Consider the following 21,428-nt stretch of genomic DNA (forward strand, 5'->3'; position numbering starts at 1 on the left):
TGCGTGAAGTTCATCACGCAATACATGATTAATTTAAGATTACGTTGTTATGATCAATCGCACTGATTAAGCCTAAATCCTCAATAACATAGCCTTGTTCACGATAATAACTGGTGATAATACCTTGTCGATCTTCATCATTGCGGATTGAATAACGTCCGCTATTTTCTACGGTATAAATACTAAGATTATTTAGTGTGGTTACACATGCACCTTTAGGCGGAAAGTTTGGTGGCGTGAATGTTTTTAAACCGCCAAAGGTATTTAATAGATAACGATTATTTAAGGCGGAATGTTCTGCCATCATGCTATTTTCTAAAATCGGGCCAGGGCTGTGAGCTAATAAATCTATTCCTACGAGAAAGACTAAATCATTCCGTTGTTGATGATGTATATCTAAACGTTGTCTTAAATAGATAGCTAATTTATTAAGATCAGTAAAATCGGCATCTTCTCCAAAGATTTTTACAGTATCGCCATGTTTTCCTTTGCTTTTAAAGTTTTCTGGTTTCTGCTCTTTTAGTAACGTAAGCCAACCTTTATTTACATCGGATAAATCTTTTGATGATGTATTTATTGCAACGGTATGCCCATTCCAGCCAATTTGTAACATATCTAATCCGATTTGATTAAAAATGATGTTGTCATAAAGCTGTTCAAAATTTTCTTTCATAAACGCAAATTGATCGAATAATTGCCAAGGAATAAGAAAACCACTATCTGTTTCAACTAGTTGATAATAATCATTATTAGCTTGTGGAAAAGCGATATTTCTCCCATTCTCTTGTCTTCCTGTTATATAAGGGGCTAGCGTGCCAATAATTTTTTTACCTGTTGAAAATGGTACAGGGAATAGATTAATCAATGAAAGAAAAGGACAATGTTGCTGAATGCAATAAGAAAAATTTTTGTGCTGTTCAGCATTAAACGTAAATACATTACTTTTTCCCGATTGCAGGATTTCACCGTATTTTTTACTTTTTTCATTGATAAGATAATCAAGATCGAATGATTGCATAATTGTTACTCCATTGTTGAACTGTTTAAATAAACAAAATTCTGTTTTTTTACGTTTGCCCACGTCCTAAAAAACGCCGTTTTGTTTGCAAGGGGTACTATATGGAGAAATTTTGATAGGCTTGGCAATAGCAAAAAATAAATCAAAGATATTTTTTATCTTATTGATTTAAAAAAGTATTTTTAGTTTTTTGATTTTGCCTAGAATGGAATAGAAAAAAGCCTGATCTATTTTAGATCAGGCTGATTATTGATTTACTGGTTAGCTTGTTCTTCAAGCTCTTTAGCGATTTTCTTTAAGGTGCGGCTATAAGTGCTAACATTTCTGATACTGTCATGATCTTCTGTATTTTCTTCTAGGTATTGAATTATTGATTTACTTAAACCATGATAATTTATTCCACGCCGTCCCCAATATTTGAATTTTTTATCTCTTTTATCCAATGCTAATATAAGCCCTTGTATTAAGGTTTCTTGGGTTTTTATAATGCGGTCTTTGGCATCATTTAAAGACGTTGAATTGTTATCTATAATAACATTATTATCTTCTGTTAAAATACTAAAATCACAAATAGCCTCTCTGTGTTGATATATTGCAAATATATAATCAATATCCTCTTTATTAATATAAATATTATTCATTATGTCTGTGAATATGTTCTTATTATAATTTGTTTCTATAATTATATCTATTGATGCCTCTAAATTTTCTTCTAACATTTCTCTAGAAGAAAACCCCATAAGATATATATATTCTAGACGAAATTGATTTTTATATTTATTTATAATAGGAAATTCATTATTTCTTACGTTTGATAAAAACAAAGGGAATATATTATTTAGATAATAATCCACGTCTTCTAATATAGGGGGATTTACTCTAAAATATCCCTCAAATGATTTTATATTATTTAAACGATAATGTAGTTCACATTTATCTTTCAGTTTTAATTTTGATGTATAATGAACATCTGCCTTGATATTGAATGAGTTATCTTCTAAGCAATCTACTTGTGATACTTCTAGATCACTCTCTTCATAGTTGTCAAAGAAATTATATGTATATAACCCACCTTCAAAATAACGGTATTTTAGTTTTATATCAGCTAGATATTTAGGTATGTTATATATCTTATTCTTAGTGAAGAATAATTTGTTTTTCTCATATATTATATAAGTATATAAATTAATCTTCTTATTAATAAACAATACCAAAATATCTTTAATATTTATTTCTCCATTTTTCTCTTTTTTATATAAAGATATTAGATCTTTGATAGAAAGGAAATATTGATTTTGTTCATTGAGCCTCATAGCTAAAACCTGTTTATCTATCCAGTTTATTGGGTAGTATACTATATATTTTTATAGTATCAAGTGGTTTAGTATAGTCTAACCAAGTAAATTTCAGGGAGTAAAAAAGCCACAGGAATGTGGCTAATGATTGAATTATGGCTTTGCTATCGTAGCTTGTAGTTGTTGTATTCTTTCTTGTCTATCAAAAAGTGTAATGTAGGGAATATCAAATGCCTTTTGATAGCCAATAATATCAAGCTCTGTTAAATCAACATCACTAAGCTGGCTTTTGAGGTAGGAAGAAAGATAATCTAAAAAGCATACTTTATCGTTAGTGGCTTGCTCTGAATTTATAAATAGCTTGTGTAATAAATTTATACTATGAATAACTTGCGGGCTAAAAACAAGTGGCATAGCTTTTTCACTTAGATAATTAAATAATTTCTTATATTCAATAGATAAGGCTTGTTCTTTGTCTTTATATTCAGTAATCAATAGCAATTCAATTTCTGCATTGGCTTTGTTTATTGCTTTTTGTAATAAAGTAATCTTTCTGTTATTGGAATTAATTTCATCTGAATATTTATCAATATCAGTAAAATCAATATCGCCATCTATATTTAAGCCGTCTATTTTATTTTCTAAGCTATCGTTTTCTTGTATAAGTGCCTCAATGAGTTTTTTATTTCTTGCTATGTTAGCTTGTTTTTCAAGTAGCTTATTTTGGATTGAATTAAAATCGTTTTGGATAATATTTATTCTGTTTTTTAATTCAATGGTTTTGTTATCTTGTTTTAATGTGTCAATCATAATATATCCTTACCAGTCTAAATGTTAAATAGTTTTGCTATTTCTCTCTCTACCTTATTTCTAATAGAATAAAGTTGATAATTCAATAGGTCTTTTTGTTGTTCATTTTTCAATGTGTCGTTAATGAATTCTATACTTTTATCTATATCATCTCGTATTGCAACAAGATCTTGAAATAACTTATTATTCTCTACTAAGCTCATCTTTATTCTCCCTGTTTTTAATTTTATTATTAATCCAGTTGTCAATTTCACTTTCTAACCAAGCTACACTTTTAGCATAAAGTGGAATACTTTTTGGAAATTTATTTTGTTTCATATAATTATAGATTGTTGCCTTGCTTAATCCTGTACGCTCTATAACTTCATTAAGCCTAATAAATTTTTCTTTTTTATGAGTTTGTTTATAGTTGCTCATTTAATATTTCCTCAATAATAGCGTGCATAATTGCCGCACTTACTTCCCCGCTTTCATCTAAAAAAGGTCTTTTAGTTGTTTTTATAATCCATTCTTTTAAGCGTTTTCCCTCCCCTTTTGTTGTCATTTTACGAATAATTACACCAGCTTGATCCACAGTTAGCTTATTTTGTATCTCTTTTAATGTAGGTTTTCTCCATCTTACTTTTCCTGATCTATATTTTTTCACGAATATTTTATAGCCTAGATCTCTAAGTTTTCTGGCTTGTCTTTTAGTACAAGGTTCTTTACCCTCTTTACTACCTCCTTTAAATTTGCCAGCTTTAAAATGATGATCTAAACCGTATTGATGTTCTGCCGCAATCCTGCCTGTAATCTCGTTTCTATAAAATAGTTTTCCACTTGCATTTAAAATCCCTGCCTCTCCTTTACTATTGAGCAAACGAGCAAGTTTTCTAAGCATTTTGGCATTTCCTGTTTTTCTTGGTTTCCAAGGTTTACCATCGGGAGAACGCTGGTTAGTGGTATTTTTTACCGTTTCACGTTTAAATTCCCTTAACGTATTAATAATGATCTGTTTCTTTAATTTTTTAGGTAATGATAGTAATTCAAAATCTTTTTTAATTTCTTCTATTGATTGGCTTGATAAGCCCATTTTTAAATAATTTGCTCTTTTCATTATTGCCCTTTTGACTTTATAGCGTTTATAAAAACCTTAATAAACTAATTAAGACAATATAATAATAGGGGGATTTTTAGGGGAAAAATATTGTATTTTGTTGTGATATTGATTATCACAATACAAAATTAATGGATTTATCTTATTGATTTGACAAGTAAAATTTTCACGTAAAACTTCACGTCACGAAAAATTCACTCCCTCCCCCGCGCAATTTTTGAAAAATTTTGCTGATTTTTCAGTTAAATTTCATTTATAATTTTAACTTAACTATTTGATTTATAAGACTAAATAATCAATTAATAAAATTTTCTTAACTGAAATTTTTTCAGTTAATTTCAGTGTTTTTCAGTTAAGAAAAATGATATAGTATTATGAATTTTACTTAACCTATTGATTTTAAATAGAATAATAAGTTTTACGTGAGAAAATATGATAAAAATTGAATGTAATGTGTGTGGTTCTAAAGCAATAATTACCCGCACAGAAAGAATGACAGAAGACCATAGCTATAGTAGGTTATATTGTTCTTGTAAAAATAAAGCCTGTAACCATAGATTTGTGATGAATTTAGAATTTAGCCATTCAATCAACACTGGCTTATTAGAAAAAGATAAACTTATTATAGCCCTTATTGAGCGTTTATCTGAAAATGAAAAGAAAGCCTTATTAAATAGTTTACAGAATGGCTAAAAAATAAATTTAGGCTGTTATTGCTTTTATTTTACATTTCTCAACAAAATCGCCCCATGTTTGCATAATGGTTACTCTTGATTTCCATTTTTTGGATTTATCATAAGCGGCTCTTACTTTTCCTCTATTTTCATGTGCTAAGCATAATTCTATTGCTTCGGAAGAAAATATATCTAGATCGTGTAAATAAGTGCTTGCTATGGCTCTTAAACCATGAGCAACTAATAAGCCTTTAAATCCCATTCGTTTTAATGCAACATTCGCCGCTTGGCTACTCATATGATGGGTATAAGGTGCGGAATAAGTACAGAAAACATATTTTCTATTTCCACTATATTGTTTCATCTGTTCTAAAATAGAAATAGCCTGTTTAGAAAGAGGAACAGAATGAGGACGTTTACCTCCTTTCATTTTATCGGCAGGTAAATTAAGGGCTTTACGCTTAAAATCAATTTCGCTCCATTCTACCTTAACGGCTTCTGAAGAACGTAACATTGTTAATAATTGCCATTCAATTAAAAGGGCGGTCGGTTTCTGAATATTTGCTTTATTTAAAACCTGAAATAAATAGGGAAGTTCATCAGGTTTTATTGTGGGCTGATTTTTTGTTTGAATATAATTAAATTCATCATGAACCTTTTTAAATGGATTTTTACTAATTAAATCTTCATCTTCAGCTAATTGGAAAATTTGGTTAAGGGCAATATTAATTTTATAGAGTGTATTTGAATGCTTTAACGGCTCAATAGCGGGATAAATTGTTTTAATAGATACATCTTTAATATTTAAGTTTCCTACAATGGGCAATATATGTAATTCAATTCTTCTAAAGGCTTCATTAATAGTTACCTTTTTTAATTTACCTTGCATTAAGCGTTTATCACGCCATTTTATCGCCATTTCTTCTAGTGTGATTTCTTTCTCAAGTAAATATTTCTCAAGGTTTTTTCTGTAATTGGCAGGATCAATGTTTTGTAACAATAATCCTCGATAATCTTGAGCGATTTCTCTTGCTGTAGCCAAAGATAAATCAGGATAAGCACCTAAACAAACCTTTTTACGGCTAAGCCCATATTTGTAGGAAAAATACCATGTTTTAGAACCAGTTGGATTTATTCGTAGCCATAAGCCTTTACCATCTGATTTTATATATTCTTTTGCTTGCGGCTTTAAGTTGTTAATCGTTGTATTTGTTAAGGGTTTTACAATTCTACTCATATACTAAACCTTATGGAAAATAAAGTTATTTCGGTATTTTAGCTCCCTGAAAAAATGGGATAACTCTTTAGGGAGCTATTCGGGGAGCTAAAACAGTTGGATACAAGCAAACAAAGAAAAACAGAGAAATACAAACAAGGACAATAAACCGTTGTTTCTATTGTATTTTTAGGGTGTTTTTGGACGTGGGCGAACGTATTAAAACAGTATCATGGCGGTGAGAGGGGGATTCGAACCCCCGATGCACTTTCGCACATACACGCTTTCCAGGCGTGCTCCTTCAACCACTCGGACATCTCACCTTAGGGATTTGCTTGAATAAGCAAGGCTGAGAAATATAAGGGTTTCTTGTTATTTCGTCAAGTGTTTTTTGTTGTATTTTGTTGTGTTAAGACAGGATTTTCTTATTTAAAAAGGCGTAGAATAGGTTATTTATTGTTGATGGCTGAGAATATTATGGGAAATAAATGGTTATTTAATAAAAATGCATTACTTGCGGTATTACCTTTTAGTGCATTACGAGACAGTTTTAAAGCCGGCTATGATCGTCGTGCCTTATTTAAGGACTTAATTGCGGGATTAACAGTAGGTATTATCGCTATCCCCTTGTCTATGGCATTAGCGATTGCCAGTGGTGTTGCTCCTCAATATGGTTTATATACCGCTATTGTGGCAGGTATTGTGATTGCCTTATTAGGTGGTTCACGTTTTAATATTTCTGGTCCTACAGCGGCTTTTGTGGTGATTCTTTATCCTGTTACTCAACAGTTTGGCTTTAGCGGTTTATTATTAGCCACTTTATTATCAGGCATTATTTTAATTTTGATGGCGTTATTTCGTTTAGGACGGTTAATTGAATATATTCCTTTGCCCGTAACACTGGGGTTTACTTGTGGCATTGGTATTGTGATTGCAGTTTTACAAATTAAGGATTTTCTAGGATTAAATATTGCTGAAATGCCACCGCACTTTTTAGCGAAACTCAATGTAATTATTTCGGCATTGCCAAGTTTAAGTTGGGCAGACACAGCGGTAGGGATTATCACTTTATTGGTATTAACACATTGGCATAAATTAAAATTGCCTATTTCAGGGCATTTGCCGGCGGTTTTATTGGGAACATTATTCGCCTTATTATTGCAGTATTTTGATTATCAAGTTGCTACCATAGGCTCTTCTTTTTATTACCAACTTGAAGACGGGAGCATGGGCTATGGTATTCCTGATAAGTTGCCTGAATTTATCTTGCCTTGGCAAATTCCTGATGAACAAGGGAACATTATCCCTTGGGATTTTGATTTGTTACAAGCCCTGTTACCTGTGGCATTTTCTATGGCAGCATTAGGAGCGATAGAATCCTTACTTTGTGCAGTGGTATTAGATAATATGACAGCAACTAAACATCATTCTAATAACGAGCTACTTGCCCAAGGTATTGGTAATCTTGTAGCCCCTTTCTTAGGAGGGATTACGGCGACAGCCGCCATTGCACGCTCTGCGGCAAATGTTAAAGCGGGAGCAGTATCGCCACTGGCGAGTGTTTTTCATGCTTTATTAGTATTGTTGGCGTTATTATTTTTCGCCGATTATCTTTCTTACCTTCCGCTTTCATCGATGTCGGCATTATTACTGGTGGTGGCTTGGAATATGGCAAATATTGGGCAAATTATTCAGCTTTTACGCCGTTCAGGTAAAAGCGAATTTGCCTTATTATTTACCTGTGTCATATTGACCGTTATTTTTGATATGGTAATTGCCATTAGTGCTGGAGTCTTATTAGCCAGTTTATTGTTTATAAAAAGTATTGCCGAAATGACTAAATCCGTTGAGCTAAATTTGCCGGAGGATTTAGAGGAAACAGTGGCTTATCGTATTAGCGGTCCTTTATTTTTTGCCGCTGCTGATAATTTATTTGCGGATTTACATGAGAAAACCACAAACAATGTACGCACTATCAAGCATATTATTTTACAATGCGAGGCGGTTACCGTGTTAGATTCAGGAGGAATCCACGCATTAATACGTTTTGTACAAAATATGCAAGCAGGACAACAATTATACCTCTGCCATTTGCAATTTCAGCCGTTAAAGGCTTTAGTTAAAGCAAACAGGCTTAAAGAAATTCAACAAATTCATTTTGCTTCGGAACTCAATGAGGTATTTGCCCAAATTAGACAGTTGTAGAATGGTCGCTATATTTATTTAGCAAAGAAAAATAATGCTCCCAATCAAAGTATCTACCAGGATCAATTTTTCTTGTAGGAGCGATATGGCAATGCCCAACAATGCGATCTAAGGTAATGAACGGATAATGTTGTCTAATTTGTTGAGTCAGTTCTGCTAATTTTTGATATTGTAATTCAGTAAAGGGCTTTTCATTGCTCCCCACTAACTCGATCCCAATAGAAAAATCATTACATTTTTCTCGCCCCGCAAAACAGGATACACCCGCATGCCAAGCACGATGATTAAAATTAACATATTGAATCAGTTCTCCTTGTCTGCCAATCAAACAATGGGCTGAAACTCTCAGATCTTTAATTTGCTGAAAATAAGGGTGTTGATTTGGATCTAATTTTCCTTGAAAAAAGTCATTGATATAGCTTATTTCAAATTGTTCTGGTGGCAAACTGATATAGTGAATCACCAATAAAGAAATATCTTGCACATTAGGGCGTTGATCATAGTGGGGCGAAAGTACCTTATCGGCATTTTCAAGCCAACCTTGATTGATGACAAGTGTGTTTTTTTGCATAAAAATTTTTATTTTGTGATGTATATTCCAAAAAGTGCGGTCAATTTTAGCAATATTTTTCCTTTTTACTGAATTTATTACAAAATTTTTCTTGCCAGTCATCTTTTTGTTTGGGGAGGAAAAAATTATGCGAAGTGATTTGCATTCTGGAACTTATCAAGTTCATATCAGAAAAGGGTTTACCTTAATTGAATTAATGATTGTGGTGGCGATTATTGCCATTTTAGCCACTATTGCCATTCCCTCATATCAAAATCATACCAAAAAAGCCGCAATATCTGAGTTATTACAAGCGGTTGCCCCTTATCGCTCCGAGGTGGAGCTTTGTGTTTATACCACTAATGATGTGAAAAAATGTACCGCAGGGCAAAATGGCATTCAAGCTAATTTAACGGAAAGTAAAAGCCGTTATTTATCGAGTATTACAGTGAATGGAGGTACAATTACCGTAGAGGGTAAGGGAAGTCTGGAAGGCATTGGATATACCTTAACTGTCCAAGGCGATTTAAGTAAAGGTATTGCTTGGACAACAGCTTGTCAAGGCGATAAAAGTTTATTTCCAACGGGCTTTTGTGGCGATTAATATCTCGTTTTTGGAGGAAATATGCACTATCCAGAGGTTAGGGAATACCCGAAAAAACTCCCTGTTATAATCAGCGTTGATGGAAAACAGTTTGAAATTTCAGCTGAACAATGGCAACAAAATAAACAGCAACACGCCTTATTATTACGTTATCTTGCCTTGCCATTACAGCAAGATGAACGTTGTTTATGGTTAGCCATTGATAATTTGACGAATTTATCTGCTTGTGAAGCCTTTTCTTTTTTGAGTGGGAAAATGGTTGAGCCTGTGTTACTAACCCCAACACAATTAAAAGCATTATTGCAACAATTAACACCACAACAGCAAATTGCGGAAAGTCATCAGGCTCAACTCACTTATCATCTCAACAAAGATGATGAACATACCGCAGCACAGGAAGGCCCCGTTATTCGCTTATTAGAAACCTTGTTACAACAAGCCATTGAACAAAAAGCCTCAGATATTCATATTGAACCCCAAGCGGATTGTTTACGCATACGTTTTCGTATTGATGGTGTCTTGCAAACACAACCCAATTTACCCTTGAATTTTGCTAATCAAATGATTTCTCGCTTAAAATTATTGGCAAAATTAGATATTAGTGAAACACGTTTACCTCAGGACGGTAGGTTTCACTTTGATAGTGCATTTGTGGATAAATTAGATTTACGTTTATCCACCTTGCCAACCTGCCTAGGGGAAAAAATCGTATTACGTTTACAACAAAATAAACCGACACATTTTTCCTTTGCAGAATTGGGGATGAATTATTCTCAGCAACAGCAATTTGAACAAGCCTTATCGCAACCGCAAGGTCTTATTTTGGTAACAGGCCCAACGGGCAGTGGCAAAAGTCTTTCTTTATATAGTGCGTTACAATGGCTTAATCAGAGTGAAAAACACATTCTCACTGCCGAAGATCCTATTGAAATCGTACTTGATGGGATCATTCAAACACAAATTAATCCATTGATCGGATTAACTTTCAGTAAATTATTACGCACCTTTTTGCGTCAAGATCCTGATGTTATTATGTTAGGTGAGATTCGTGATGAAGAAAGTGCAGCGATGGCTATAAGAGCCGCACAAACAGGGCATTTGGTTCTTTCTACCTTACATACTAATGATGCCCCCTCTGCCATTGCCCGTTTACGTCAACTTGGTATAAAGCCCTATGAAATCAGCCATAGCCTTTTATTGATCGTTGCTCAACGTCTTATCCGTAAACGTTGTGGGGTATGTGAACAAACAAGCGCTTCAGCTTGCCATTGTTATCAAGGATATGATGGACGAACAGGAATTTATCAATTTTTAGTTCCTAAAAAACAATCAACACAAACCATTGATTATCAATTAGATTTTGAAACATTAAGGCAGAGTGGATTAGCCAAAGTAAAACAAGGTATCACAGATTTAGCCGAGTTAAATCGTGTGTTAGGGGAGGACTATGTCTAAAGAAAAATTGTTTTATTGGCGAGGGAAAAACCGATTACAACGGCAACAACGGGGGATCATTATTGCTGAAACCGCCCAAATGGCGGAGCAAATACTCTTCCAACGAGGAATACAGCAGATTAAATTACAACGTAATTGGCAACTCAGACATCGCATTAATCATAAAGAAATTTGTGCTTTATTAACACAATTAGCCACCTTATTAAAAGCCACTATTCCACTTAACCAAAGTTTACATTTATTATGGCAATATTGTGAAAATTTGGCATTATATCGCTGGCTAAAATTGATTATTAACGATATAGAAAATGGTTATTCCTTTTCACAAGCCCTATCTCAACATCAATCTTATTTTACCGTCCAAGAACAACAATTAATTAAAGCTGGCGAAATGACAGGACAGCTAGTAGATGTTTGCCAACAAATTGCCTTGCAACGCCAGCAACAGCTGAGATTGCAACAAAAAATGCAGAAAATCTTACTTTATCCAATGGTAGTGCTATTACTTTCTTTATCATTAACCTTATTGCTCTTATGGTTTATCGTGCCACAATTTGCCCAAATGTATGGAGAACAAGCCGAATTACCCCTATTTACACAGTTACTTTTAGCGGTTTCTCATTATTTACAACAATATGGTTTGATCAGTTTATTGCTCATCTTGCAATTAGGGGCATTAGCCCATAATGTTTTAAAATCCTCTTTATGGTTTTACCATAAGAAAATGATCTTTTTATCCTCTATACCTTTGCTAAATCATCTATTGTCATTAGTAAGAACCATCAATTTTTGCCATGCCTTGGGATTAATGCTACAAGCAGGTATTCCTATTCAACAAGCATTACAATCTTTCTTACCTTTATCCATAAACACAACAAGCAAGCAAGTCGTCACGCAAAAAGATCCTGTTTTAGCCAATGAAGTACAACATATTTTGCAATCTTTACAGCAAGGGTATTGTTTTTCGGAAAGTATTAACGAAGGATTTTTTCCTCAACAAGCATTAAAAATGTTACAAATTGGCGAGAAAAGTGGCAAGTTGGTATTTATGTTACAACAAATTACCCAACATTATCGTGAACAAATAGAACATAAACTGGATTTACTCGCACAATTACTGGAACCATTATTAATGTTAATTATTGGGAGTATTATCGCCATTATTATGCTGGGTATGTATTTACCGCTATTTAATATGGGGAATATGCTATGAATTTAATCTTTGCGGGGCTTTGGGGTGGCATTATGGGGATTATTATTCATTATTTATGCCAAAGTTTTATGTATCGGCTTAAATATGAACTTTCCCAAAGTTACCAACTGCTTTTTGAACATAAAAATGATTTATCAATACAACATAGATCATTATCGTTTTCCCACTCTTTAAAGTGCGGTCATTTTTGGCTTTATTTTTTCAGTTTTGCTTGTCTCTTTATCTTATTTTTTCTCCTTATCGAACCTTGGCAATATACCATCATTTATTGTTTATTTATTAGCATAACAGGTGCAATCAGTATCATTGATTGGCAACATCGTTTAATTTCTCTTTCTTTATGCCAATGCTTACTTTGGTTGTCACTTATTGTGGCTTGGTTAGAATGGCATTTTCTCTCTCTCGAGCAAGTATTAACCAGTATTATGCTCGGTTTTAGTTGTTGCTATTTACTTTATTATCTCAGCAGATGGATTTGGCAAAAAGAAGCCTTAGGACGGGGAGATTATTGGCTTGTGGCAGGATTGGTAGGTTTTATTCCTTATTCGGAATTACCCTTATTTTTCTTTATAGCAAGTTCTATGGGATTAAGCTATGCTTTTTATCAATACCTCAGAGGCAATAGATTAACAGAAATTCCTTTCGCTCCTTTTTTATCTTTATCGGCAGCATTTTTGTTATTTTTTAAGCTATAGTGATTTCAAGGTGAAACCACAATATTTAGGTATGGCTATAATGAAAAAAGCACGTCAACCTCAGTTATAAAATGAGCTATAGTCGTCCCATTTTAAAATCATACGCTGTTGGTACACTTTGTTTTATTTTAAATTGAAACGACTATATTTTATGAAAGGCCTTTATTTTGTTGATACTTTTCCTATCACAACGGTAATAACTAAAACAACAAAAGCAGGCAGTAACCAAGCTAATCCATTACTATATAAAGGAAAAATAGTTAAATGCTGGTTTACTTCTTCTGAAATAACGCCTAATTGATTTAATGCATCAATCGAACTAAAAATAAAGGTAATGGCAATGACAGATTGATAGCTTAGCTTAATGGAAGGCAAGCGAGAGCGTAATAATTGTAACACCACAAGCATAATTGCCACAGGATAAATCAATAATAACGCTGGAATAGTAATACGTAATAAATTATCTAAACCTGTTTCGGAAATAATGGTTGTCATAATGGTAAAAACAACAACCCAAAACGGATAGGTTAAACGGGCTGAGAATTTAGAAAAATAATCCGCACAAGCACTGGTTACACCAACAAGTGTTGTTAGATTAGCAAGAATAACAATGCCACTCATAATCCATACGCCATAGGTGCCAAATAATGCATCAATGTAACGAGAAAATATTTGCCCACCATTAGTCGCATTAAACGCAACTTGCTCACTGGTTGCCCCTAGGTAAAAGAGAGAGAAGTAAAGCCCGGTGAGCAATAATACAGAAATTGAGCCAGCAATAAGGGTATATTTTAGAATTTTCGTTTTGTCAAAAACCCCTTTTGCCGCTAATGCACGAGCAACGATACCTCCAAAAGCTGTTGCAGCTAATACGTCCATCGTTTGATAACCACTAATTAAACCTGCACTAAAGGCTTTACCTTCCGCATGGCTTGCACTAGGCTCAACAATATCTGATAAGGGAGCACCAATCACGCCAATGGCGACTACAATCAGCAAAATAAGTAGGGCTGGTGTCATATATTTACCAACGGTGGTAATAATTGTGGTACGTTTCAGCATAAAAAACATACCAATAAGATTAAATACCGCTGCAAAAATAAAATGGTTATAATGGGATTGTTCTACAAGATTTAAAGGTTGCCACCCCATTTCATAAGCTACATTGGTTACACGAGGCATAGCAAAAGTAGAACCTATGACTAAATAGAGAATGACCCAAAAGGCAACTTCAACCCATTTCGGTAAATCGTGAGATAAAACTTCACCACGCCCAATCAAGGTTACGACCACAAGGGTAATAAATGGCATAAGTACACCAGTGAGAACAAAGCCTGATGCAGAGGTTAGCCAGTTACCACCAGCTAAAAACCCTTCCATTGGTGGAAAAATAATGTTACCTGCACCGAGAAAGAGGGCAAAAATCATCATGCCCAAAATAAGAATATCTTTACCTGAAAGCATATTGGTTCCTATGTTGTGATTGACAGAAAAATATAATGAATAATTAGAAAATTCCCATACAATAACACAGAGAAAGGGATTTAAATAGAGGAAAATCTGAAAAAAATCTGAATTTTGACTATATTATCTTTTTTCTTAAATAGAGCTGCCACATCAATCCAATATTTACTGCAAACATTGTTTGGTATAAATACAGTGGAGGAATACCAAGAAAGAGTTTATAGTAAAGATGAATTTTATGATGTTTGAGTCAAGAGGATGATTTTTAAATTAAGTGCTCGGTAAACCAAAGTGCGGTCAAAAAATAAAATTTTTTGACCGCACTTTATCTATTGACTAGGGTTAAGCAAAGGGATCACGCAGGATAATGGTCTCTTGGCGATCTGGACCTGTGGAAAGAATATCCACAGGAACTCCCACAATTTCTTCAATACGTTTAATATAGTTTAAAGCCGCTTGAGGTAAGTCTTCACGTTTAGTCACTCGGAAGGTGTTTTCTTTCCAGCCCGGCATGGTTTCATAGATTGGTTCTACCCCTTGCCAATCTTTGGCAGCAAGTGGTGAGCATTCAACAATGTCGCCATTTGGCATTTTATAGCCGACACAAATTTTTAACTCTTCAAAACCGTCAAGTACATCAAGTTTGGTCATACAAAAACCAGAAATTGAGTTGACTTGCACCGCACGACGTACGGCTACGGCATCAAACCAACCGCAACGGCGAGGACGTCCTGTTACCGCACCAAATTCATTACCTTTGCGTGCAATTTCAGCACCAACTTCATCAAATAATTCTGTGGTAAAAGGTCCACTGCCTACGCGAGTACAATAGGCTTTAATAATACCTAATACATAATCAATATTACGCGGCCCAAAACCTGCACCTGTTGCCACGCCACCCGCAGTGGTGTTAGAGCTTGTTACAAAAGGATAGGTACCATAGTCAATATCTAACATGGTTCCCTGTGCCCCTTCAAAGAGAATATTATCACCATTTGCTCGAGCATTATGTAGAATGCTTGCGACATCGGCGGTCATACTTTTGATTAGTTCTGCCACAGAGCGAACTTGTTCAAGGATTTTGTGATAATCTACAGGATCAACTTTATAGTATTGGGTTAATTGAAAATTATAATAATCAACAATGTCTTTTAGTTTTTCAGCAAAGCTGTCTAAATTAAATAAATCTCCCACGCGTAAGCCACGGCGAGCGACTTTATCTTCATAAGCTGGACCGATACCACGTCCTGTTGTACCAATTTTGTTTTTACCTAACGCATTTTCACGAGCATGATCCATTGCCACATGATAAGGCAGGATAAGTGGACAAGCCTCGGAGATAAGTAGGCGGTCACGTACATTAACACCACGACTTTCTAATTCGCCCATTTCTTGCAATAAGGCTTCTGGCGATAATACCACGCCATTGCCGATTAAGCAGGTAACATTATCACGTAAAATACCCGATGGAATTAAACGTAATACGGTTTTTTCTCCATTAATGATTAGCGTATGTCCTGCATTATGCCCACCTTGATAGCGAACAACGTAATTGACACGATCTGTTAGTAAGTCAACGATTTTACCTTTACCCTCATCACCCCATTGTGCACCAAGGATAACGACACTTTTGCCCATAATAAGCCACCTACCTTAATATTGGTTTTATAATCAGAATAAACAGCTTGTTACTTTACTATTTTCCGTTGAGGATCTCAATGTTAAAAAAGAAGTTATTGTCTATATTAAGTATATTATCTTTATTTTTACCTATAAATTTAATTGTATTATAAAAGCATTTCCCTTATGGCTAAAAAAAGGGTACTATTAGCGCCTCATTTTTTAGTGAGTAAGATATACTTAAAAATGGTATATAAAAAAGCTGAAACGCTTTTTTTAATAAGTAGCGAGTCAATGCCCCATGGCATCTTATTGTTTTATCGAATAAGAAAGCTTAGGCTTTCCGCAAGGCAGCGACTTATTTTTTTCACCTCAAATTTAGAAGGTTTGTAAATAATGACAACAACTCCTGTCATGCCAATTAATCAGGCAACTAACGATTATTATTTATCCCGTCAAAACAAAATGGAATCTAATGTGCGTAGTTATCCTCGCAAATTACCTTTAGCTATTGCAAAAGCACAGGGCTGTTGGGTAACAGACGTTGAAGGTAATGAATATCTTGATTGTCTAGCGGGAGCGGGAACTTTAGCGTTAGGGCATAATCATCCTGCCGTTATTCAAGCTATCCAAGATGTATTAGCGAGTGGTTTGCCTTTACATACGCTTGATTTAACAACACCATTAAAAGATGCGTTTACAGAAGAATTATTATCTTTTTTCCCGCAAGATCAATATTGTTTGCAATTCTGCGGTCCATCGGGAGCAGATGGGACAGAAGCGGCAATAAAACTCGCCAAAACTTATACAGGGCGTGGTAATGTTATTGCTTTTTCTGGTGGCTATCATGGTATGACGCAGGGTTCGCTTGCTATGACAGGGAACCTGAATGCAAAAAATGCGGTACAAAATATGATGCCGGGGGTGCAATTTATGCCTTACCCACACGAATACCGTTGTCCTTTAGGTTTAGGCGGTGAAGCGGGCGTTGATGCATTAACCTATTATTTTGAAAACTTTATTGAAGATGTTGAAAGTGGTGTGGTGAAACCTGCTGCGGTGATCCTTGAAGCGATTCAAGGGGAAGGCGGTGTGGTTACTGCGCCTGTGAAATGGTTACAAAAAATTCGTGAAGTAACGAAAAAACACGGCATTGTGTTAATTTTAGATGAGGTTCAAGCAGGTTTTTGCCGTTCAGGTAAAATGTTTGCTTTTGAACACGCTGGCATTGAGCCTGATGTGGTTGTGATGTCAAAAGCGGTTGGTGGTAGTTTACCATTAGCTGTGTTAGCCATTCGTAAAGAATTTGATGCTTGGCTACCTGCAGGGCATACAGGAACCTTCCGTGGCAATCAATTAGCGATGGCGACAGGTTATGCCTCATTAAAAATTATGAAAGAACAAAAATTAGCAGAAAATGCTGAGCAACGTGGTGCTTATTTGAAAACTGAATTACAACAATTAGCAAAACAATATCCTTGTATTGGTAATGTGCGAGGCAAGGGATTAATGTTAGGTATTGAAATTGTTGATGAGCGTCAAGCTGCTGATCGTATAGGGTCATACCCTGCGGACGGTACCTTAGCGGCTGAAATCCAAAAAGCCTGTTTTAATTATAAGCTATTATTAGAACGTGGTGGACGTGGAGGCAATGTGGTGCGTTTGCTTTGTCCATTAATTATCACACAGCAAGAATGTGAAGAAGTGATTAAACGCTTTGCTCAAGCTGTCGCAAGTGCGTTAAAAGCAACAAGAGGCTAATTTATTATCTTATTTGATGAAGTTAAAGGTGGGAGATTCCACCTTTGTTTCTATAGTCGATTCACTTTAAAATAATACGGTGTTGGCACACCTTGCCGTACTTTTGTACTGTCTTCGGTGTGCCGTCTTGTCTGATTTTAAATTGAACGACTATATGTTTCTCCTTTCAATAATGATTTTCACAAGGAAAAGAACAAATGATTGATTTTTCCCAACATAAACAGGCTTTACTTTGTAATGATCCACAATCCATTAGCGATTATGAAAAAGCGATGCAACAAGCAGTTAATGCCGTTAGCCAATGGTTACAAAATGACAAAATGTACACAGGCGGTAGTGTTAGCCAGCTTCGTCAGCAAGTGAAATTTACCCCATCGGCACAAGGTCAAGGGCTAGAACAAGCCTTACAACAATTAACCTCATTATTTTTAAATCAAAGTTTAAAAGTACATCACCCTCATTCCCTCGCTCATTTACATTGCCCAACCATGGTGGCAAGCCAAGTGGCAGAGGTTTTTATTAATGCTACTAACCAATCTATGGATTCTTGGGATCAAAGCCCTGTCGCCTCATTAATGGAAGTGGAGTTAATCCGTTGGTTACGCCAAAAAACAGGTTATGCGGCAGGTGATGCAGGGGTATTTACTTCTGGTGGCACCCAATCAAACCTTATGGGGTTATTATTGGCACGAGATGCTTGTATTGCTAAACATTGGCAAACTGAGGAAGGCAAGGCTTGGTCGGTACAACAAAATGGTATTCCTGCTGAGGCTTTGCAAAAAGTTAAAGTGGTTTGTTCTGAAAATGCCCATTTTTCGGTACAAAAAAATATGGCAATGATGGGAATGGGCTTTCAATCAGTCGTCACTGTGCCAGTTAATCAACAAGCACAAATTGATGTCGTTGCCTTAGAGCAAACCTTACAACAATTACACAATGAAGGAAAAATTGTGGCCTGTGTGGTGGCAACCGCTGGAACAACAGACGCAGGGGCAATAGATCCTATTGGGAAAATTCGTCGAATCACCGATCAATATGGAGCTTGGTTACATATTGATGCGGCTTGGGGAGGCGCATTATTATTATCCCAAAAATACCGCCATTGGCTAGATGGCATCGAATTGGCGGATTCCGTTACCCTTGATTTCCATAAACATTTCTTACAAAGTATTTCCTGCGGTGCATTCTTGCTTAAAGATGGCAATAATTTCCGCTTTATCCATTATGAAGCCGAATACCTAAATTCCGCTTATGATGAAGAATATGGCGTACCTAATTTAGTGGCAAAATCTTTACAAACCACTCGCCGTTTTGACGCCTTAAAATTATGGTTCACCATTCAAGCCCTAGGCGAAGAATTGTATTCTTCCATGATTGAACATGGCATTACGTTATCACAACAAGTCGCAGATTATATCCAGCAAAGTGATGAGCTTGAAATGTTAGTTGAGCCACAATTTGCTTCCGTTTTATTCTGCGTCAAACCTAATGATTACCCTCAACAATGGTTAGATAGCCTTAATCAAAATGTGGCTGACGAATTATTTGCCCGCGGAGAAGCGAATATCGGCGTGACTAAAGTGAATAATCAACAAGCCTTAAAAATGACCTTATTAAGCCCCGTAATTACGCTTGATAATGTTAAAGCCCTACTTGCTCAAGTAAGCGATGAAGCCAATCGGATAAAAGATAGTATTGCGGCTGGCACTTATACGCCACCAATTGCTTAGTGGCTTATAGCTTTTATTAATAAAAGTGCGGTGGTTTTTACAATGTTTTGTTTAGCCACCGTTTTAAGTTGTATAGCCATCCTATTTTAAAGTGAGACAACCACATTTTATTAAACAGGATAATGCAGATAACCAAGTTGTTGTGAAACGGTTTTGCCTGCTTGATGAAGCAGGTGGACTAAATCGCTAAGTTGGGTTTGGTCAAAACGTACGGTTGGAAGAGAAATAGAAATACCAGCGATAATCTTGCCGAAGCGATCATAAATAGGCACAGCAATACATTTAATGCCTTGTTCTTGTTCTTCATTATCTAGTGCATAATGTTGAATTCTCACTTGATCGAGTTCTTGTTGTAATTGATCAATATTGGCCAATGTGTTTGGTGTATGTGGAATAAATTCAACCCCTTTGAGTTTTTCTACTACTTTTTGATTGCTATATTGCGAAAGTAAGATTTTACCAATGGCGGTGCTGTAAGCGGGATTTCGGCGACCAATACGCGAATACATACGCAAATTATAGTTTGAATCAATTTTATGTAGATAAATAATTTCCTGCCCATCTAGTGTTCCTAAGTGTAAGGTTTCGTTGGTTTGTTTGGCAATAATATTCATTGCTTGATGAGCAAGTTCAATTAAATCGGTATATTCTAAGGCTTTTGAGCCTAATTCAAACAGTTTTAAAGTTAAACCATATTTTTCATTATCATCAGTTTGGCGAACAACACCAAGATTTTTCATGGTTTGTAAAAATCGGTAGGTGGTGCTTTTTGACATCATTAATTTGGTAGCTAAATCGGTAATGCCGATTTCCTTCTGTTCTGCAAGAATTTCTAAAATATTAAAGACTTTAAGTACAGCTGCGACATTTTCTGGCTGGGTGGTTTTTTCCATTATGGGATCCTATCTCATCATTAATTATGTGAAATATTATAAAGATAAATAAACTAAAAGCATAATTCAATATTAGAATTATTTTTTATTAATAATGAAAAAGTATTTTATTTTTATATTGAAAAGTATAAATAATTTGCTATAGTGTTGATAAATCTACAGGGCATACATAAAAGGAGAATACAATAAATGACCGACAAAATCATTATCATCGGCGAATGTATGGTAGAGCTACAAAAACAAGGAGAGCTTTATCGACAAGGCTTTGGTGGGGATACTTTAAATACCGCCCTTTATTTATCACGTTTAACAAAGCATTTGCCTTTCACTGTTCGTTATGCCACAGGATTAGGGGTTGATGAATTTAGTCAGCAAATGCTAACACAGTGGCAGAAAGAGGGAATTGATACTTCGTTAGTGTTTCAATCTCAAACCCGTTTACCGGGTCTATATAGCATTTTTACTCAGCCTAATGGAGAGCGGCATTTTTATTATTGGCGTAATGACTCGGCGGCGAAATATTGGTTGAGTGAAGTGGATCTTGATTGCTTACAACTACAATTTTGTCAGGCAAAATGGCTTTATTTAAGTGGTATTAGTTTAGCGATTTTACCTGATAAAGAGCGAGAGATTTTATTTGATTTATTGCAAAAAGCCAAACAAGGCGGCACAAAAATTGCCTTTGACAATAATTATCGTCCAATTCTTTGGCAATCCAAAACCTTAACGCAACAGATTTATCAACGTATTTTATCTTTAACGGATATTGCTTTTTTAACCTTTGATGATGAAATTTTATTATATGGCGAACATCATATTGACGCTTGTATTCAGCGTACCCAAGGCTATGGTGTCCCTGAAATTGTGATAAAACGTGGCGCTGAACCTTGTATTGTCGTTACCGATCAATATCAACAATTAGCAGCCAATAAAATTGATAAGGTCGTGGATACCACTGCGGCAGGCGATTCTTTTAGTGCAGGTTATTTAGCCAAACGTTTAGCTGGCGGTTCTGTTTTGCAAGCCATTGCACAAGGGCATCAGTTAGCAGGTTTAGTTATTCAACATAAAGGGGCGATCATTGAACGCCCAGTTATGCAACATCTTATTGAACAGAAATAAAGGAAAC

19 protein-coding genes and 1 tRNA gene are annotated in these 21,428 nt (G+C 35.2%); 9 read left to right on the forward strand and 11 right to left on the reverse strand.

Features of this window, described 5'->3' with window-relative positions; translation table 11 throughout:
• Window positions 1-28 precede the first annotated feature (28 nt).
• From EV694_RS07580 to EV694_RS07605, 5 genes are all read right to left on the reverse strand, one after another.
• Window positions 29-1,018, reverse strand: coding sequence for a phage major capsid protein, P2 family (locus EV694_RS07580; RefSeq protein WP_132691154.1), 990 nt, complete (start codon window positions 1,016-1,018; stop codon window positions 29-31).
• Between the two features lie 254 nt (window positions 1,019-1,272).
• Entirely contained in the window at window positions 1,273-2,331 is a 1,059-nt protein-coding gene (locus tag EV694_RS07585; protein WP_132691156.1) for a hypothetical protein, read from the reverse strand.
• A 135-nt stretch (window positions 2,332-2,466) separates the two neighbouring features.
• On the reverse strand, window positions 2,467-3,123 hold the full coding sequence (locus EV694_RS07590) for a hypothetical protein (RefSeq protein WP_132691158.1): 657 nt from the start codon (window positions 3,121-3,123) through the stop codon (window positions 2,467-2,469).
• Between the two features lie 183 nt (window positions 3,124-3,306).
• On the reverse strand, window positions 3,307-3,540 hold the full coding sequence (locus EV694_RS07600) for a helix-turn-helix transcriptional regulator (protein ID WP_132691162.1): 234 nt from the start codon (window positions 3,538-3,540) through the stop codon (window positions 3,307-3,309).
• Complete coding sequence (locus EV694_RS07605) at window positions 3,527-4,219, reverse strand: phage virion morphogenesis family protein (RefSeq protein WP_132691164.1); 693 nt, start codon at window positions 4,217-4,219, stop codon at window positions 3,527-3,529. Before EV694_RS07605 ends, EV694_RS07600 begins: the two co-directional genes overlap by 14 nt.
• 432 nt (window positions 4,220-4,651) lie before the next feature.
• Between EV694_RS07605 and EV694_RS07610 the strand changes: the two genes are divergently transcribed.
• Complete coding sequence (locus tag EV694_RS07610; protein WP_132691166.1) at window positions 4,652-4,912, forward strand: ogr/Delta-like zinc finger family protein; 261 nt, start codon at window positions 4,652-4,654, stop codon at window positions 4,910-4,912.
• Window positions 4,913-4,921: 9 nt separating this feature from the next.
• Here EV694_RS07610 and EV694_RS07615 read toward each other — a convergent pair whose 3' ends face one another.
• On the reverse strand, window positions 4,922-6,130 hold the full coding sequence (locus tag EV694_RS07615; protein WP_132691168.1) for a tyrosine-type recombinase/integrase: 1,209 nt from the start codon (window positions 6,128-6,130) through the stop codon (window positions 4,922-4,924).
• 212 nt (window positions 6,131-6,342) lie between these two features.
• A tRNA-Ser gene (locus tag EV694_RS07620) sits at window positions 6,343-6,432 on the reverse strand.
• 154 nt (window positions 6,433-6,586) lie between these two features.
• Here EV694_RS07620 and dauA point away from each other — a divergent pair.
• The gene (dauA, locus tag EV694_RS07625) at window positions 6,587-8,314 is read left to right on the forward strand and encodes a C4-dicarboxylic acid transporter DauA (protein ID WP_132691300.1); all 1,728 of its coding nucleotides are present in this window, start codon (window positions 6,587-6,589) and stop codon (window positions 8,312-8,314) included.
• On the opposite strand, the gene ampD is transcribed toward dauA, so the two are convergent.
• Window positions 8,301-8,885, reverse strand: coding sequence for a 1,6-anhydro-N-acetylmuramyl-L-alanine amidase AmpD (gene ampD, locus EV694_RS07630; protein ID WP_132691170.1), 585 nt, complete (start codon window positions 8,883-8,885; stop codon window positions 8,301-8,303). The genes dauA and ampD overlap by 14 nt on opposite strands.
• A gap of 127 nt (window positions 8,886-9,012) precedes the next feature.
• On the opposite strand from ampD, the gene ppdD reads away from it, so the two are divergent.
• The 4 genes from ppdD to EV694_RS07650 are packed head-to-tail and all read left to right on the forward strand — an operon-like array spanning window position 9,013 to window position 12,831.
• On the forward strand, window positions 9,013-9,468 hold the full coding sequence (gene ppdD, locus EV694_RS07635; RefSeq protein ID WP_132691172.1) for a prepilin peptidase-dependent pilin: 456 nt from the start codon (window positions 9,013-9,015) through the stop codon (window positions 9,466-9,468).
• Window positions 9,469-9,489: 21 nt separating this feature from the next.
• Window positions 9,490-10,923 carry a GspE/PulE family protein gene (locus tag EV694_RS07640; RefSeq protein ID WP_132691174.1) on the forward strand — a complete coding sequence of 478 codons (1,434 nt, stop codon included), beginning with the start codon at window positions 9,490-9,492 and terminating at the stop codon, window positions 10,921-10,923.
• Window positions 10,916-12,136 carry a type II secretion system F family protein gene (locus tag EV694_RS07645; protein WP_132691176.1) on the forward strand — a complete coding sequence of 407 codons (1,221 nt, stop codon included), beginning with the start codon at window positions 10,916-10,918 and terminating at the stop codon, window positions 12,134-12,136. Before EV694_RS07640 ends, EV694_RS07645 begins: the two co-directional genes overlap by 8 nt.
• Window positions 12,133-12,831 carry a prepilin peptidase gene (locus EV694_RS07650; protein ID WP_132691178.1) on the forward strand — a complete coding sequence of 233 codons (699 nt, stop codon included), beginning with the start codon at window positions 12,133-12,135 and terminating at the stop codon, window positions 12,829-12,831. Before EV694_RS07645 ends, EV694_RS07650 begins: the two co-directional genes overlap by 4 nt.
• 162 nt (window positions 12,832-12,993) lie before the next feature.
• Here EV694_RS07650 and brnQ read toward each other — a convergent pair whose 3' ends face one another.
• Together brnQ and EV694_RS07660 are read right to left on the reverse strand one after the other, a co-directional pair.
• A complete protein-coding gene (gene brnQ, locus EV694_RS07655; protein WP_132691180.1) occupies window positions 12,994-14,295 on the reverse strand; it encodes a branched-chain amino acid transport system II carrier protein in 1,302 nt (433 codons plus the stop codon).
• 342 nt (window positions 14,296-14,637) lie between these two features.
• Complete coding sequence (locus EV694_RS07660) at window positions 14,638-15,933, reverse strand: adenylosuccinate synthase (RefSeq protein WP_132691182.1); 1,296 nt, start codon at window positions 15,931-15,933, stop codon at window positions 14,638-14,640.
• Between the two features lie 378 nt (window positions 15,934-16,311).
• Between EV694_RS07660 and EV694_RS07665 the strand changes: the two genes are divergently transcribed.
• Together EV694_RS07665 and EV694_RS07670 are read left to right on the forward strand one after the other, a co-directional pair.
• Window positions 16,312-17,676: a diaminobutyrate--2-oxoglutarate transaminase gene (locus tag EV694_RS07665; RefSeq protein ID WP_132691184.1), complete on the forward strand. Its 1,365-nt coding sequence runs from the start codon at window positions 16,312-16,314 to the stop codon at window positions 17,674-17,676.
• A 197-nt stretch (window positions 17,677-17,873) separates the two neighbouring features.
• On the forward strand, window positions 17,874-19,406 hold the full coding sequence (locus EV694_RS07670) for a pyridoxal phosphate-dependent decarboxylase family protein (RefSeq protein WP_132691186.1): 1,533 nt from the start codon (window positions 17,874-17,876) through the stop codon (window positions 19,404-19,406).
• Window positions 19,407-19,516: 110 nt separating this feature from the next.
• Here EV694_RS07670 and kdgR read toward each other — a convergent pair whose 3' ends face one another.
• Complete coding sequence (gene kdgR / locus EV694_RS07675) at window positions 19,517-20,299, reverse strand: DNA-binding transcriptional regulator KdgR (protein ID WP_132691188.1); 783 nt, start codon at window positions 20,297-20,299, stop codon at window positions 19,517-19,519.
• A gap of 189 nt (window positions 20,300-20,488) precedes the next feature.
• Between kdgR and kdgK the strand changes: the two genes are divergently transcribed.
• Entirely contained in the window at window positions 20,489-21,421 is a 933-nt protein-coding gene (gene kdgK / locus EV694_RS07680; RefSeq protein WP_132691190.1) for a 2-dehydro-3-deoxygluconokinase, read from the forward strand.
• Window positions 21,422-21,428 lie beyond the last annotated feature (7 nt).

Source organism: Volucribacter psittacicida (genome assembly GCF_004339025.1).
GTDB classification, from domain to species: Bacteria; Pseudomonadota; Gammaproteobacteria; order Enterobacterales; family Pasteurellaceae; genus Volucribacter; species Volucribacter psittacicida.